General features: G+C 63.2%; 12 protein-coding genes and 1 pseudogene. 2 read left to right on the forward strand and 11 right to left on the reverse strand.

The window, feature by feature from the left end; genetic code table 11:
* The first annotated feature begins 86 nt into the window (after nucleotides 1-86).
* Nucleotides 87-545: a universal stress protein gene (locus IEX64_RS15775; protein WP_188821079.1), complete on the forward strand. Its 459-nt coding sequence runs from the start codon at nucleotides 87-89 to the stop codon at nucleotides 543-545.
* Nucleotides 546-562: 17 nt separating this feature from the next.
* On the opposite strand, the gene rnr is transcribed toward IEX64_RS15775, so the two are convergent.
* The 11 genes and pseudogenes from rnr to IEX64_RS24775 all read right to left on the reverse strand — a co-directional run.
* Nucleotides 563-2818: a ribonuclease R gene (gene rnr, locus IEX64_RS15780; protein WP_188821082.1), complete on the reverse strand. Its 2256-nt coding sequence runs from the start codon at nucleotides 2816-2818 to the stop codon at nucleotides 563-565.
* A 58-nt stretch (nucleotides 2819-2876) separates the two neighbouring features.
* Nucleotides 2877-4232 carry a M28 family peptidase gene (locus IEX64_RS15785; RefSeq protein WP_188821084.1) on the reverse strand — a complete coding sequence of 452 codons (1356 nt, stop codon included), beginning with the start codon at nucleotides 4230-4232 and terminating at the stop codon, nucleotides 2877-2879.
* Between the two features lie 69 nt (nucleotides 4233-4301).
* Nucleotides 4302-4898, reverse strand: coding sequence for a DUF805 domain-containing protein (locus IEX64_RS15790; RefSeq protein ID WP_188821086.1), 597 nt, complete (start codon nucleotides 4896-4898; stop codon nucleotides 4302-4304).
* A 23-nt stretch (nucleotides 4899-4921) separates the two neighbouring features.
* Nucleotides 4922-6460, reverse strand: a complete 1539-nt coding sequence (proS, locus tag IEX64_RS15795) for a proline--tRNA ligase (RefSeq protein WP_188821088.1) — start codon at nucleotides 6458-6460, stop codon at nucleotides 4922-4924.
* A gap of 66 nt (nucleotides 6461-6526) precedes the next feature.
* Complete coding sequence (phaR, locus tag IEX64_RS15800) at nucleotides 6527-7090, reverse strand: polyhydroxyalkanoate synthesis repressor PhaR (protein ID WP_188821090.1); 564 nt, start codon at nucleotides 7088-7090, stop codon at nucleotides 6527-6529.
* Between the two features lie 105 nt (nucleotides 7091-7195).
* Nucleotides 7196-8239: an alanine racemase gene (gene alr / locus IEX64_RS15805; RefSeq protein ID WP_188821093.1), complete on the reverse strand. Its 1044-nt coding sequence runs from the start codon at nucleotides 8237-8239 to the stop codon at nucleotides 7196-7198.
* Nucleotides 8229-9893 (reverse strand): MFS transporter, encoded by a 1665-nt coding sequence (locus IEX64_RS15810; protein ID WP_188821095.1) that lies wholly within the window; start codon nucleotides 9891-9893, stop codon nucleotides 8229-8231. Before IEX64_RS15810 ends, alr begins: the two co-directional genes overlap by 11 nt.
* Before the next feature lie 51 nt (nucleotides 9894-9944).
* On the reverse strand, nucleotides 9945-10364 hold the full coding sequence (locus tag IEX64_RS15815) for an iron-sulfur cluster assembly scaffold protein (RefSeq protein WP_188821096.1): 420 nt from the start codon (nucleotides 10362-10364) through the stop codon (nucleotides 9945-9947).
* A gap of 3 nt (nucleotides 10365-10367) precedes the next feature.
* A complete protein-coding gene (locus IEX64_RS15820; protein ID WP_188821097.1) occupies nucleotides 10368-10889 on the reverse strand; it encodes a CvpA family protein in 522 nt (173 codons plus the stop codon).
* A 12-nt stretch (nucleotides 10890-10901) separates the two neighbouring features.
* Nucleotides 10902-12281, reverse strand: a complete 1380-nt coding sequence (radA, locus tag IEX64_RS15825) for a DNA repair protein RadA (RefSeq protein ID WP_188821099.1) — start codon at nucleotides 12279-12281, stop codon at nucleotides 10902-10904.
* Between the two features lie 258 nt (nucleotides 12282-12539).
* Nucleotides 12540-12926 (reverse strand): annotated as a pseudogene (locus IEX64_RS24775) (pyridoxamine 5'-phosphate oxidase family protein); the annotation flags it as partial.
* 155 nt (nucleotides 12927-13081) lie between these two features.
* On the opposite strand from IEX64_RS24775, the gene IEX64_RS15835 reads away from it, so the two are divergent.
* Nucleotides 13082-15397 (forward strand): patatin-like protein, encoded by a 2316-nt coding sequence (locus IEX64_RS15835; RefSeq protein WP_188821103.1) that lies wholly within the window; start codon nucleotides 13082-13084, stop codon nucleotides 15395-15397.

Here is a 15397-nt window from a genome sequence, read left to right on the forward strand (position 1 = left end):
AAGCGCCTAACGGCGGGATTTCGTATTCACGATGGCTTGCACGGCATCCGGATTAGGAAGATAAGCCCTGCCCGAGAGGAGCATGAATGCGCGTCTATCTGGTCATTGTCGATGAAAGCGAAGAGGCTCTTGTCGCCCTGCAGTTCGCAGCGCGCCGTGCTGCCAAGACCAACGGGGTGCTGCATCTTCTGGCTCTGGTCCCGCCGCAGGAATTCAATGCCTTCGCAGGTGTGCAGGCAACGATCGAGGAAGAAGCCCGCGCCCGCGCGGAAACCATGGTGACGGCCGCTGCCGGAAACCTTCTCTCGCAGGGTGCGAAGATGCCGGTCATCGCCGTGCGCGTGGGTGAGGACATCAAGGTCGTGCGCGAATACCTGAAAGAGCACCCCGAAGTGTCGGCACTCGTGCTCGGAGCTGCCAAGGAAGGCGGCCCGGGCCCGCTGGTCGCGCACTTTACCGGCGCAGGCATGGCGCACATGATCTGTCCGGTCTTCGTCGTTCCCGGAAATCTCGATTCGGATGCGATAGAGCGCCTGAGCGAATAACAGCGCCGCTCAGGCTGCTAACGCTTCTTGCGCCCCTGATGGCGGATGTTCGAGGGACGACCGCGCTGGCCCACCATGTGGTTGCCGCGCTTCTTGAGCGGGACCGGACGGCCGCGCGGTTCAACCCGGCCGCCACCCTGCTCCAGTTCGAACTTGAGTGCGCCGGTCAGCGGATTCGCTTCGGCAAGACGCAGACGCAGGAACTGGCCGATCGAATATGTCGTGCCGGTGTCGTCGCCCGAGAGGACGTGCGCCTTCTCGTCATAGTGAAAGCGCTCGTCGCCCAGCGTCGAGACTGGAACCAGCCCATCGCCGCCGAGCCCGACGATCGTCGCGAAGAAACCGAACTTCTGCACGCCGGTAATCCGGGTTTCGAACACCTCGCCGACACGGGCCGATAACCACGCGGCCACGTATCGATCGATCGTCTCGCGCTCGGCTTCCATGGCCCGGCGTTCGGCCTGGCTGATGGCGTCGCTGACCTTGCCAAGATCGTCGCGGTCCCGGTCGGACAGACCCGATGTGGCGGGGATGTCGCCCTGCGGCTTGGGCTGTTCGAGATGATAGGCGTCCACCAGCGCACGATGCACCAGAAGGTCGGCATAGCGGCGGATCGGCGATGTGAAGTGCGCATAGGAGCCTAGCGCGAGGCCGAAGTGGCCTTCGTTGCGCGGACCGTAATAGGCCTGCGTCTGACTGCGCAGCACCGCTTCCATGATCAGTGCCTTCTCGGCCTCGTCGCCGATGTCCTTGAGCATGCGGTTGAACAGGCCGGGCGTGATGACCTGCCCCAGTGCCAGACTCTTGCCGAAAGTGGCGAGGTAGTCCTTGAGCGCGACCAGCTTCTCGCGGCTTGGCGTCTCGTGAACCCGGTAGACCACGGGCGCGACCTTGGCTTCCAGAGCCTTGGCTGCCGCCACGTTGGCGGCGATCATGAAGTCCTCGACCACGCGGTGCGCGTCGAGACGCTCGCGAATGGCGATTTCGCTGATCCGCCCCTGCTCGTCGAGCTTGACGCGGCGTTCGGGCAGTTCGAGTTCAAGCGGATCGCGTTTCTTGCGCGCATGGGCCAGCGCCTTCCAGCAGGCCCAGAGGTTCTGGAGATTGGCCTCCGCTTTTCCCTCGTCGATCCGCGCCTGCGCCTCTTCGTAGGCAATCACTTCGTGGATGCGCACGATGGCCCGAGTAAAACGCCAGTCCTTGACCTTGCCCTCGCCATCGATCTTGAGATGGCAGGCCATGGCCGCGCGGTCATCGCCGGCGCGCAGCGAGCAGACGTCTGCGGAAAGCACTTCTGGCAGCATCGACACGACGCGGTCGGGAAAATACACCGAGTTGCCACGCCGCCGCGCCTCGCGGTCGATCTCGCCACCGGGGCGGACGTAGAACGAGACGTCGGCAATGGCGATCAGGGCATCGAAGCCCCCTTCCCCGTCGGGTTCCGCCCAGATCGCATCGTCATGGTCGCGCGCGTCACTGGGATCGATGGCGATGATCGGCAGATGGCGCAGGTCTTCCCGCTTTTCGACGCTAAGCGGCATCTTCGCGGCTCGTTCCGCTTCGGCAAGCGTCTCTTCGGAAAACACATTGGGAATGCCGTGCTTGTGAATGGCGATCAGGCTGAACGACTTGGCCGCCAGCGGTTCGCCGAGTACCTCTGTGACCTTGACCGAAGCGCGCGCGGATCTTCCGACCGGCTCGGCAAGCACGAGTTCGCCGGCTTCGGCGCCGCCCAGGTCGGACACGGCCGACGAATGCCGGATGCGCTTGTCGACCGGCGCCAGCCAGGCCTTGCCTGCCTTGTCGATCTCGATGACGCCCAGCACCTGTTCCGACCGCAGCGCCAGCTTCTTCATCGGGTAGGCGCGCCAGCCTGTATTGCTTTCCTCGGTTCGCGAGAGAACACGGTCGCCCTTCTTGAGCGCGCTGCCTCGTCCTTTCTCGATCAAGCGGATCCTCGGGGGCGGTGAAGCGTCCTCGGGCTGCCAGGTATCGGGCACGGCGATAGCTTCGCCTTCGTCGATATCGACGATGCGCAGCACTGTCACTTTCGGTAACCCGCCCATTTTGTGAAAGGCGGTGCGCTTGCCGTCGATCAGGCCTTCCTCCGACATATCCTTGAGCAGGGCCTTGAGCTGGATTTTCTCCTGCCCTTTCAGCCCGAACTCGCGCGCGATTTCACGCTTGCCGGCGGGAACCGGCGAGTTCTGGATGAAGTCGAGGATCTGCTTGCGCGTCGGCAGGCCTGGTGCGGGCCGTTTCTTGGGAGCCATGTTGCTGCAATGGGGGGTGGCACGCCCGAATGCAATGGCCCCCCGCCCAAGCTGCGGACTACTTCTGCTCGAGAGGCCTGAAACCGCCGCCGGGGACCGCAGCCGCAATCGGGCTTTCGCTGCCGTCCGCCGCGACCGAGCTTACCCCGATGATCCAGTCGTCCCCGCGCAAGCCATCCAGTTTGGCGTGGGTCATTTCGGTGCCAGCCACCACAGGCTCCGCTTCCCAGCCTGCAGCCGTCGTGCGCCGCTTCCAGACATTGTAGCTGACGGCGCCGGGCACCGGCTGCCAGGTGACGTCTGTCCAGGTCTTCACAGCCGCATCGGCCTCGGGTGCCGGTGGCGTCGGCGCCTTGGCCAGCTCCGCGAGGCTGGCGACATTAAGCCTTGTAACCTTGGCGAGATAAGGAAAATCCATCTCGTCCACCGTGTCTCCGTACGTCACGCCGTCTTCGGTGCGCAGGTCCTGATGCTGATGCTCGTAGTCCTCCACCGCAACGGTGAAGCGCACCGCAGGGTAGCCATGTTCGAGGAACGGCAACTGGTCCCCGCCGCGCCCCATGCGATCGGCCCGCCAAATCTGCCGCACGTCGAGATCGTCCTGCACGCCGTCCGCCAGTCCAGTGATATAGCGGGAGAGGTTGCGGCCGGGGCTGTCGTTCTCGCCACCAAAACGGCGCGCTGCCGCGCGGGTCTCGTCGGTCGCATCCGCACGCGGTCCTTCGGAAAACAGACGGACGTGCGTGTCATCGCAGTAGCCGTCCGATCCGCACGATCCGCCGACGATGTCGTTGTTGAGCACCGCCTTCACGGTCCAGCCCTGCTGCGTGGCATAGTCGGCCAGCAGCTTGCCGCCGAAGAGGCCCTGCTCCTCGCCCGAGAGGACGGCATAGACGATCGTCGTCGGGAATTTATGCTGTGAAAGGACGCGGGCCGCTTCGAGGACGAGAGCCGTGCCCGATCCGTCGTCATTGGCGCCGGGGGCGTCGCTCTTGGCATCCATGACGTCGCTGGCACGGCTGTCGATGTGGCCCTGGACGATGACGACTTCGTTCGGTCGCTCGGTGCCCCGCTGGATCGCGACAACATCCACGAGCCGCACCGGATCGGGAATGCGCGATCCGCTCACCATGGTTTCCGGGGTCGCGATTTCTAGGCAGCCGCCGCACGCCTTCGAACTCGCGCGAAACTGGTCTTCAGCCCAGCGCCTTGCGGCACCGATGCCGCGACGCGCGTCGGTCTGCGAAGACAAGGTATGGCGTGTGCCGAAACCGACCAGCGCCTCCACGTCGGCGCGAAGCCGGTCCTGCGAGACTGCGTCGCTGACCGCATCCGGGGCTTCTGCGAACGCAGCGGTCGTGACGAAAGGAAGAGCGCAGAGGCCAAGGGCGAGCGGGGAAAAATACTTAATCATGGCCGGCGACATTCGCCGGAAGCGGCACCGATGGCAAGGGGCCGGTATTCGCAAAAAAGTTCTGCGGTTTCAGAGGTGCTCGGGTTCGGGCCCGTAGATGTTGTCACCATCGCTCGACGGCCAGATGCCGAAGACAATGACCAGAAGGATCGGCACCCAACTCAGCAACCCGCTGAGGGCGTACTTGGTGCGATGGGCCTGCACGGCAACCTGCATCGCGGTCGGATCTTCAGTTTTCAATGATCCGACAAACGAGACCATTTCCCCGATCATCCCGATCGTGAGCGCGACCGAAAGCAGCTGGAGCCCGACAGCGACACCGGCGATCCATCCGGGCTTGTTCGAATCGTGCAGTCTGCGCGTGAAGGACGCGGCCAGCAGCATCGTCATGAGAAACGACATGATCACCGATCCCCACATCGAGATACGGATCATGTTGCCCATGCCGGACATGACGTTCTGCTGGATTGCAGCTTCGTCCGCACCGTCGCGAGCCGCCTGAAAGGCATCCACGGCAATCGCGCCACCGGCCACGATCGACAGCCCGAACGAGAACAGCGCGTAAACGATCGCCAGAAACAGAAGGTAGAACCAGAAAGTGGAACGCGAATCGCGTCCGGAAATATTCGCCAGGTTGGTGAGATTGTGCCGGATCGCCTCGAACATCGCGTTCCTCTCCATTTGTCTGGTCAGTAAGCCCTTGCGATGTATATCCTTTCCACCGCAGGACGTCCTGTGAAAATACAGTCACCGCTGACCGGTTCCGCTTCGAGCGGCGTGTTGCGCATTGTCAGTTTGAGCGCTTTCAGCTTCTGAATGACGGCCTCCAGCTCATCACCCGTCGGACGTGCCCATTTCGCTTCGACCCAGCCCGGATAGCGCTTGTCGGGCGCGAAATAGGCTTCAACTTCGGCGAAAGTGGAAACGCGGGTGATCTCGGCATCGCGCTTGGCCTTGGCCTCTTCGAAGAGCGCCGACTGGATCTCTTCGAGTTCACCGGCCGCGCGGTTGACGAAATCGTCCTTGGGCAGGCCAACGAAGTTCGCCTTGGCCGCATCGTTCCAGAGCTTGTCGCGGCGCAGCATCGAGACCTGACCACCAGCAGCGTCGCGCCCGCCGATCTCGAGGATGAGCGGAACGCCCTTCTTCACCCAGCTCCAGCGCTTCTGCGTCGCCTTGCCGGGACGCTTGTCGAGCAGAACGCGCACAGGCTCGCCAAAGGCTGACTGCCCGACCAGTGCCTTGCGCAGATCTTCGCAATAGGCGAGCAGCTCGGCGTCCTCTGGTTTGTCGCGCAGCATTGGCAGGATGACGATCTGGTGCGGCGCCACCATCGGCGGCACCCGCAGGCCATCATCGTCCCCATGGGTCATGATCAGGCCGCCGATCATGCGGGTCGAGGTGCCCCATGAAGTCGTGTGGCAGTACTGCTGGGCGCCTTCGCTGTCCTGATACTGGATGCCGGCCGCATGGGCGAAGCCGGTGCCCAGATAGTGCGAGGTGCCCGCCTGAAGCGCCTTGCCGTCCTGCATCATGGCTTCGATCGAATAGGTCGCCACCGCCCCGGGGAAGCGCTCGTTCTCAGGCTTCTCGCCGGCGATCACCGGCATGGCCAGTTCGGTCTCTGCGAAATCGCGGTACATTTCGAGCGCGCGCAGCGTCTCTTCCATCGCGCCCTCGCGGTCGGCATGCGCCGTGTGGCCCTCCTGCCAGAGGAACTCGCTGGTGCGCAGGAACATGCGGGTGCGCATTTCCCAGCGCACGACATTGGCCCACTGGTTGGTCAGCAGCGGCAAGTCGCGCCAGGACTGGATCCAGCGCGACATGGCCGCTCCAATCACCGTTTCCGAGGTCGGACGCACGATGAGCGGCTCTTCCAGTTTCGCTTCGGGATCGGGCACGAGGCCGCCTTCGCCGTCACCGATCAGGCGGTGGTGCGTGACGACCGCCATTTCCTTGGCAAAGCCTTCGACATGCTCCGCTTCCTTCGCGAAGTACGAGAGCGGAATGAAAAGCGGGAAGTAGCAGTTGTCGACGCCGGCGGCCTTGATCCGGTCGTCCATCCGGCGCTGCATGCGTTCCCAGATCCCGTAGCCCCACGGCTTGATGACCATGCAGCCGCGGACGCCGGACTCCTCGGCCATTTCAGCCTCGGAGATGACTTCCTGATACCATAGGGCGAAATCGTCCTCGCGCTTGGTCGAGAGGGCGTGACGGATGGCAGACACGGGTGCTCTTCCTGTGATTGTGTTGTGCTTGCGGAGGACCGTCCTCCGAAGCGCACCCGCTGGCCTTTATTTGCCTAGCGCGTCAAGCTTCTTCTGCATCTCGGCCATCTGCTCCTTGAGCGCGCTGAGATCGCCGGTCTCTTCGCTGGCCGGCCCGGCAGTCTTGCCTTCGCCCTTTTCCGCGCCTGGCATGAAGGCAGCCGAGGCGGCACGGAACATCGCCATGTTCTGCTCTGCAAGCTTGGCAAGCGGGTTGTTACCCAGACTGTCCTCGAACGCCTTGGCGAGCTTCGCCTGATTGGCGCGGAAGTTTTCCATAGAAGCTTCGAGATAATGCGGCATCAGCGACTGCATCGAGTTGCCGTACATGCTGATGAGTTCGCGAAGGAAGCTGACCGGCAGCATCTGCTCGCCGTTCGATTCCTCTTCCATGATGATCTGGGTCAGGATCGTATGGGTAATGTCGGTGCCAGACTTGGCATCGAGGACTTTGTAGTCGACACCTTCGCGGGTCATCTTCGCGAGGTGATCGAGCGTGATGTAGCTCGAAGACCGCGTGTTGTAGAGACGCCGGTTCGCATATTTCTTGATGATTACGGTGTCGTCGTCACCCTTAGCCGCATCAGCCATTGCCTATCCTGCTCCATCCCAGTCCTTAATGTGTACACGTTACCATTCAGGGATATCGCGATGCAACACAAATTGCTGCGCAGCAAAAGAAGCTATTAACGCTATTTAACGGCCAAACCTGCGACCAAGTACCGTGAGCAGCTCGTATTGGGACAAACCGGTAGCCGCCGAGGCTTCAGGCAGGGAATAATCAGCGCTCACCCAGTCGCCTTCATGCACGTTCGGGGCGTCACTGAGATCGATCACGGTCATGTCCATGCTGACCCGTCCGACAACGGGAAGTTGCTGCCCTGCGGCATGAAAGGACCCGGTTTTCGACCATAGCCGCAAGTATCCGTCGGCATAGCCCAGGGCGATCGTACCAGTGCGCATCGGTCGGGGCGCGGTGAAAGTGGCGTTGTAGCCGATCGTCTCACCCGCAGCGACGTCGCGTACTTGCATGATGGCGGCTTGCGGCGTGACCACTTGCCTGATCGTCCCGGCCATATCCTCACGCGGCACGCCGCCATAGAGCGCAACGCCCGGCCGCGTAAGATCTCCGTGGTAAGCGCTGCCCAGCGCGATGCCGGCACTGTTGCAGAGGCTGGAGCGCTGGTGCGGAATCACGGCGCAGGCATCGCGCCACCGCTTGCACTGGATCGGATTGATGTCACTTGGCTCCTCGGCCGATACGAGATGCGACATCAGCACGTCGATATCGAGCGAGGCGAGCAGGTCGTCGCCGATCTGCGATAGCGGCAGACCCAGACGGTTCATGCCGGTGTCGACCATGAGGTCACATCGCCCGCCCCCGGCCGCCAGCCAGCGTCGTGCCTGATCGAGCGAGTTGATGACCGGCTTCACGCCGCAGGCAACGGCGAACGCCGCATCGGCATCGGTGAGCGGCCCATGCAGGACCGAAACCGAACCGGGTGCAACCACGTCGAGCAGGTCAGGCACTTCGGACCAGTGCGCCACGAAGAAGTCGTGACAGCCCGCGGCATGCAATACCGGCACGACCTGGCGCGCGCCCACGCCATAGCCGTCAGCCTTAACCGCCGCCCCGGCGCGGGCATTGCCGGACAGGTGATCAAGCGCCTGCCAATTCGCTTTCAGGGCATCGGGATCGAAGCCGAGCCTCAGGGCCGGCGCGGGAACGTCAGGACGCATCTTCACCATAATCGCGTGGAGGACCGCCGCGCAGCCCCCATATTGCCACTACCAGACCGAAGGCGACGATTACCCAAGTGTACCACAGTCCGGCATAGGCATCGCCGGTCCGGGCATTGATGTAGCTGGCGATCAACGGCAGGAAGCCGCCCAGATAGCCCGCTCCGATGTGATAGGGAATAGACATCGAACTATAGCGGATCGGCGCGGGAAACATCTCGGTAAGCTGTGCGGCGACGCCGCCATATGTCAGCGCCGACAGTCCGCCAAGCACCAGCAGGATTGCAGCGATGCCCAGGAGCGCCGGCAGCGCCGGATGTTGCACGCTGAAGTCGAACCCATGCGCGGTCAGGGCGCTTTCGATACCGGCCTTGCGGGCCTTGGCCGCTTCCTTCTTGTGGGCGGCATCATCTGCAAACCAGGCGGCCGGAAGATCCACCATGTCGCTACCCACGGTGAGCGTAACCTGAGACGCATCCTGCACCGAATAGGGAACGCCGCTAGCCGTGAGCGTTTCCAGCAACATGCCGCAGGGGCTGAGCTTGCTGCCGCTCAGATCGGCGAAGGGATCGGTGTGGCAGGCGGGTCCGGAAACCACGACAGGCGCAGCCTTGGCGCTCTCCTGAAGTCCGGGATTGGCCAGCGATCCCATGCCCCAAAACAGCGGAAAGATCAGAACCAGCGTGGCCGCGGCGCCGATCACCAGCGGGCGTTTGCGTCCGATCCGGTCCGACCATCCGCCGACGATGACGTAGAAGCTCATCGAGATCAGCGCGGTGATGCCGATCACCACTTCGACGACCATCGGATCGACGCGCATAGGCCCCTTGAGAAACGATAGCGACGAGAAGAACGCCGTGTACCAGATCGTCGTCAGAATACCTGTCACGCCGAACAGTGCTACGAAGATGCGCTTCTTGTTGCCGGGATAGGTGAAGCTTTCCACGAAAGGGTTACCGGCGACTTCCCCCTCTTCCTGCATGGCAAGGAAGACCGGGCTCTCGGACAGCTTGAGACGCATCCACAGCGAGATCGCGAGCAGCGCCAGCGAGAGCAGGAACGGCACGCGCCAACCCCAGGCCGCCAGCGTCGCATCCGAGAAGACCGCCTGGTTGATGAGCACCACGATGATCGACAGCACGAAACCGCCGACCACACTGCTCTGGATGAACCCGGTGAAGAAGCCACGACGGCGCGGTGGTGAATGCTCGGCCACGTAGATCGCGGCACCGCCATACTCGCCGCCCAGTGCCAGCCCCTGCAGGATGCGCAGCGCGATCACGATAAGCGGCGCCCACAGGCCGATGGATTCGGCGGACGGGATCAGCCCTACGCCGGCGGTCGAAATGCCCATCAGCGTGACGGTGACGAGGAAAGTGTATTTCCGACCGAGCTTGTCTCCCCAATACCCAAACAGGATCGCGCCAAGTGGACGAAAACCAAAGCCCACTGCAAATCCGGCCCAGACGAGCAGGATCTGCAGCGTCGGTCCTACGGACGGGAAAAAGGCCTTTCCGATAAAGGTCGCCAGCGTGCCGTAGATGAAGAAGTCATACCATTCGAAAATGGTGCCGGCAGACGAGGCCGCAATGACCAGCTTGATGTCTGATGCGCTCGGCTCCGGACCCTCCGGATGCTGGTGCGAGTCTGCCATGTCGTCCCCTCTCGAATGCTCCCCGTTCGAGGACGTCCTTTAGACGGCGCTTCAGGCGGAGGGAAGAACCTGCATGGCCGCGTTCCACGGCAACATGACGGCGCCATGGCGTGCCGGATAGTTGCGCGCGGCGGCAATCGCGGAAAGGCCGGGCCAGTCGGGCAAGTCGCCTTCGCCTGCCAGCCACGCCGCGACAGCCTTTCCGGCCGCGTGAATATGGTCGGCCGACATGCCCTTTGCGGCCTGCACGAAGATCGCGGCGGAAGCCTGACCGATGGCGCAGGCCTGACTGCGCACGCCGATATCGCCGATTGTGCCATCCGGTGCCAGTGCGAGCCCCAGCATGATCGTGCTGCCGCAACTCTTGGAACGCGCTTCACCCTTGAGAGGGAGAGCATCGATCAGCGGAAAACGGGCCAGTTCGATGGCGAGGCCCAGCACTTCAGGCGTGTAGAGAACGGTAGCGGACACGGATCAGAGCTCGTCGCTTGCAGTCGCACCGGCTTCCCGGCGGCGCTGGGCAATAAGCTGGACCAGCGCTTCGCTGCTCGCATTCACGAACGGATAGGTCCGCGACTGGGTGATCCAGTGCGGCCTGCCGCCGATCCCCCAGACCGTATCGTAGCCGAGCACCAGCACCGAAAACGCCATGACGACGATGACCACGCCTTTTACGGCGCCGAAGCCGAACCCCAGAATGCGGTCGATAGGCCCCAGCACCGAGGCGCGGCTCTTGTTACCGGCCCATCCGGCGATGAGCTTCACTGCCGCATAGGGCACCAACAGCAGCAACGCGAACGCCAACACTCCCGAGCCGGACTCGGTGCCGATATGCGGGATCAGCCAGTCGGTTACCGGCGTGTGCAGCATCCGGATCGCGAAAATGGCGAAAACCCATGCGCCCAGCGCCAGGATTTCCTGAACGAATCCGCGAATGAAGCCCGTGATAGCGCCCAGCCCGACGAAGAGCAGCACCGCGATGTCGAAGCCAGTCATAGGCGTGCGAAATTATGCATCGGAAAGGATGCGGTCAACGAGATTAGGCAGCATTGTCAGACCCGTGAAGCGAAAGCCCTTCTCGGTCTTGGTCTCACCTCCGGGACCGCCGGCCGGCCCCACCGCACGGCCGAAGCCGAGCTTCGCCGATTCGCGTTGCCGGATGGAGGCATGCGCTACAGGCCGGATCTCGCCCGCGAGCGATACTTCCCCGAACCACACCGCATCGTTGCCGAGCGGCTTGTCTCCCAGCGCGGAGATGAGGGCCGCCGCCACTGCAAGGTCCGCGGCCGGGTCGGAGAGGCGGTATCCGCCCGCGACATTGAGGTAGACTTCGGCGCTTGAGAAGTTGAGCCCGCACCGCGCCTCAAGCACGGCGAGCAGCATGGCCATCCGGCCATTGTCCCATCCAACGACGGCGCGGCGCGGCGTGGCCCCGCTCTGTAGCCGGACGATCAGTGCCTGGATCTCCACCAGCACCGGACGCGTGCCTTCCATCGCTGGAAATACCGCGCTGCCCGCCATCGGTTCTTCGCGGCCCGACAGAAACAGCATCGACGGATTGCCGACTTCGGCGAGCCCGTCGCCTTCCATCGCGAAGACGCCGATCTCGTCCACCGGGCCGAAGCGATTCTTCAGCGAGCGCAGGATGCGATACTGGTGACTGCGCTCACCCTCGAAGCTCATCACCACGTCGACCATGTGCTCCAGCACGCGCGGCCCGGCGATGGTGCCGTCTTTCGTCACGTGCCCGACGAGCACCAGCGTAACGCCCGTCTCCTTGGCATAACGGATCAGTTCGAAGGCACAGCCGCGCACCTGACTGACCGTGCCGGGCGCGCCTTCAATCTGGTCGGAGTGCATCGTCTGGATCGAATCGATCACCAGCAGCGCTGGCGACTCCATCGTCCCGAGCGTGGTGAGAATGTCGCGCACAGAGGTCGCCGCCGCAAGCTGGATCGGAGCCTTGGACAAGCCGAGCCGTTCTGCGCGCAATCGCACTTGTCCGGCCGCTTCCTCTCCGCTCACGTAGACCGAACGCCCGCCGCTCTGGGCGATGTGCGCGGAAACCTGCAGCAGCAGTGTCGACTTGCCTATGCCGGGATCGCCGCCCATCAGGATGGCCGATCCGGGCACAAGCCCTCCGCCGAGCGCCCGGTCGAATTCGGCAATGCCGCTCGCGCGTCGCTTGGGCACTTCCCCGGGCTGATCGAGCGGCGTGAACTGGATAGGCCGCCCACCCGACGACAGATCATGCTTTGAAGAAAACACCGTCTGCGGGGCGTCCTCGACGAGCGAATTCCACTCGCCGCAATCGGCGCATTGGCCCTGCCAGCGCGAGGCGACGCTGCCGCAGGCCTGACAGATGTAACGACGCTTGGGCTTTGCCATGGCGTCGAAGTAGTGAGAACATATTGCGAACGCAAGGCCTCAGTAGAGTTTGCTGTCGCTCTCCTCGGTGAGCCTGTCGAAGGTTTCACGCAGTTCCGGTTCGGCAAGCGCATCGGCATAGATTTTGCCGAACGAGATCCGCGTTGGCGCATCCCACATATCCGGCTCCCACAGATGCGCGCGCCGGGCCGAACGAACGCAGTGAAATGCCGCTCGCTCAACCGCGACGCGAATGACCAGCACTGCGGGTTTTCCGCCGGCGGAAAGCCTTTCGCACAAATCTGCATCGTCATGGAGCGTGGCAAGGCCGGAGATTCGCAGCACTTCGTCGGTTGCCGGCCGGACGATCATAAGCCCAACCCGGGGATCGTGCAGAATATGCTGCAGGCCGATGCACAAGTGATTGCCCGCGCGTTCCGGGATCAGCAGCGTCCGATCGTCGACCTGCTCGACAAACCCCGGATGATCGCCTTTCGAACTCAGTTCTATTCCGCCCGCGCCGATCGTCCCAAGCACAAGGAAGGGGCTTCGCTCGATGAACGCCCTGCCCTGCTCGCAGATGTGATCGCGGATTTTTGCGGCGCCGCGCGGTCCATAGTCGACAATGATTTCCCGCAGCCGTTCTACTGTCTCGATTCTCGCCATGACATTTCTCCCAAATGCTGCGCGCGAGAATGCCGCAGTGCGCGCAGCAAAGCACGGGGCAGACCGGACGGGATTGCAGCGACGATTTCACCGGGGTGATGATCGCAGTTGCGATTGCGGTAGCGCTCGCCGTCTTGCTCTGCCAAGCAGGGCCCATGCGGCAGAAGGAATTGCGGATCGCGTTAGTCTGCTACGGCGGCATCAGCCTTGCCGTCTACATGCATGGCGTGACCAAGGAAATCTGGAAGGCCATGCAGGCGAGTCGCGCCCATTGGTCCGACGAACCCGATCCTCCCGGCAGTGCGGGCGTATACTTGCGCCTCCTCCGGCGCCTCGAGCATGGCAGCAATCTGCGACTGCGTCTGCTGACCGACATCGTGGCCGGTGCCAGCGCGGGCGGGATCAATTCGGTTTTCCTCGCGCAGGCCATCCATTCCGGACAATCGCTGGAGCCGCTCACGGACCTGTGGCTGGAATGCGCCGACGTCGATGTGCTGCTCGATCCCGATGCGCGGCCCTGGTCCCGCGCGACCAAGTTCTGGGCGACGCCGCTTGTTTCGTATCTACTTCACCGTCCCGGCAATGCCGTCAGCGCCAGCGTAGCGCCGGAAACACGCGCAGAGGTTCGCGAGAAGCTATCGCGGCTAATTCGCTCGCGCTGGTTCGAGCCGCCCTTCAGCGGCATCGGCTTTTCGCGCCTCTTGTGCCGGGCCTTCATGGCCATGGAAAAGAGCGCGGCGCAAAAGCCCCTGTTGCCAGAGCGGCACCGGCTCGATCTCTTCGTGACCGCGACCGACTTCAAAGGCCATCTCGAGGCGCTGCACCTGCATTCGCCCCATCTCGTTCTGGAAAGCGAACATCGGCTGACTGTCGATTTCCATGCCCCGTCGCCGGGTACCGGAGGACAATCGCTTGCGCCGATTCCGGAACTGGTCTTCGCGGCCCGCTCGACCGCGAGCTTCCCTGGGGCGTTTCCGCCCATGCAGATAAGCGAGATCGATCGCTTGGTGCGTGAAAAGGACGCGGACTGGCCGGAGCGCGCCGCTTTTCTGAAACGTATCATGCCCGAGCATACGCGCCACGGGGACATCGACTCGGTGTCGCTCATTGACGGTTCGGTCCTGGTCAATGCGCCGTTTTCGGATGCGATGTCCGCGCTGCGCGACCGCCCGGCGACGCGCGAGGTCGACCGCCGCTTCGTCTATATCGATCCGACGCCCGATCCGGTCGGCCCCATGGCGCGCAAAGACACCCGCGCGCCCGGCTTCTTCTCGGTCATCCTCGGCTCGCTGTCTTCGATCCCGCGCGAACAACCGATCCGCGACAATCTCGAGGCGCTCGAAAAGGACTCGCGGGAAAAGACCGCTTTACGTTCCATCGTCCGCGCTCTGCGGCCCGAGATCGAGGAGGCGGTGGAGAAGCTTTTCGGCCACACGCTGTTCCTCGATCGGCCGACGCCGAAGCGGCTGGCAGCCTGGCGCACGAAAGCGCAGCAAGCGGCGATGGAACAGGCGGGATTTGCTTATCATGGCTATGCCCAGGTCAAGTTCAGCGGCATCGTCACGATGCTGGGCCGGATGATCCTGCAGGCGGCACCGGATCTGGGCCTGCCCAATGCCGCGCCCATTCGTGAAAGGCTCTTCGCCTATCTGGAGACGACCGGGATCGACCGGATGAAGGCGATGCGCGATTCGAAGTCGCCCGCAATGATCGACTTCTTCCGCACGCACGATCTTGCCTTTCGTATTCGCCGTTTGCGCTTGCTGGCGCGCCGTGTGACGCAGGATTGGGAAAACGACGACAGTCTGACCGAGCAGGACCGCGATGACGCGCGCACGGCAATCTACAGCGCGCTGTCGCTGTATGTGGATCGCGAAACGCTCGACACTCTTGGTGAGGATTTCGCGGGATTGGCGCGCGGTGTGTTCGACAATCCGCAAGCGGTCGTGGATGCATTTGCCGAAGCCCGCAACCTCATGGAAATCGATGCGCAGGTGGACGAAATCCTGTCCGAGGCCATGGCCGCGATGCCAGCGGCGCTGCGTCGGCGCATGCTGCTCGCCTACCTCGGATTTCCCTTCTACGACACGGTGACGCTGCCCTTGCTCCGCGGTGAAGGGATGACCGAATTCGATCCGGTCCTCGTCGACCGCATTTCACCCGAAGACTGCAATGCCATCCGCAAGGGCGGCGCCGGAGAAACCCTCCGAGGCACGGAGTTCTACAACTTCGGCGCATTTTTCAGCCGGGCATATCGCGAGAACGACTATCTCTGGGGCAGGCTGCACGGCGCGGAACGCATGATCGACCTGATCGCGTCCGCCGTTGGCGTCGAGCACCCGGTGCCCGAACGCGATCTGCGGCAATTCCGCCGCGAGGCCTTTCTTGCCATTCTGGAAGAGGAACGGGACCGGCTGCGTGCCGATCCCGCTCTTGTCGATCGCATTATTGCGGAAGTGACCGCGCGCTAG

The sequence above is a fragment of the Novosphingobium indicum genome, from assembly GCF_014645195.1.
GTDB classification, from domain to species: Bacteria; Pseudomonadota; Alphaproteobacteria; order Sphingomonadales; family Sphingomonadaceae; genus Novosphingobium; species Novosphingobium indicum.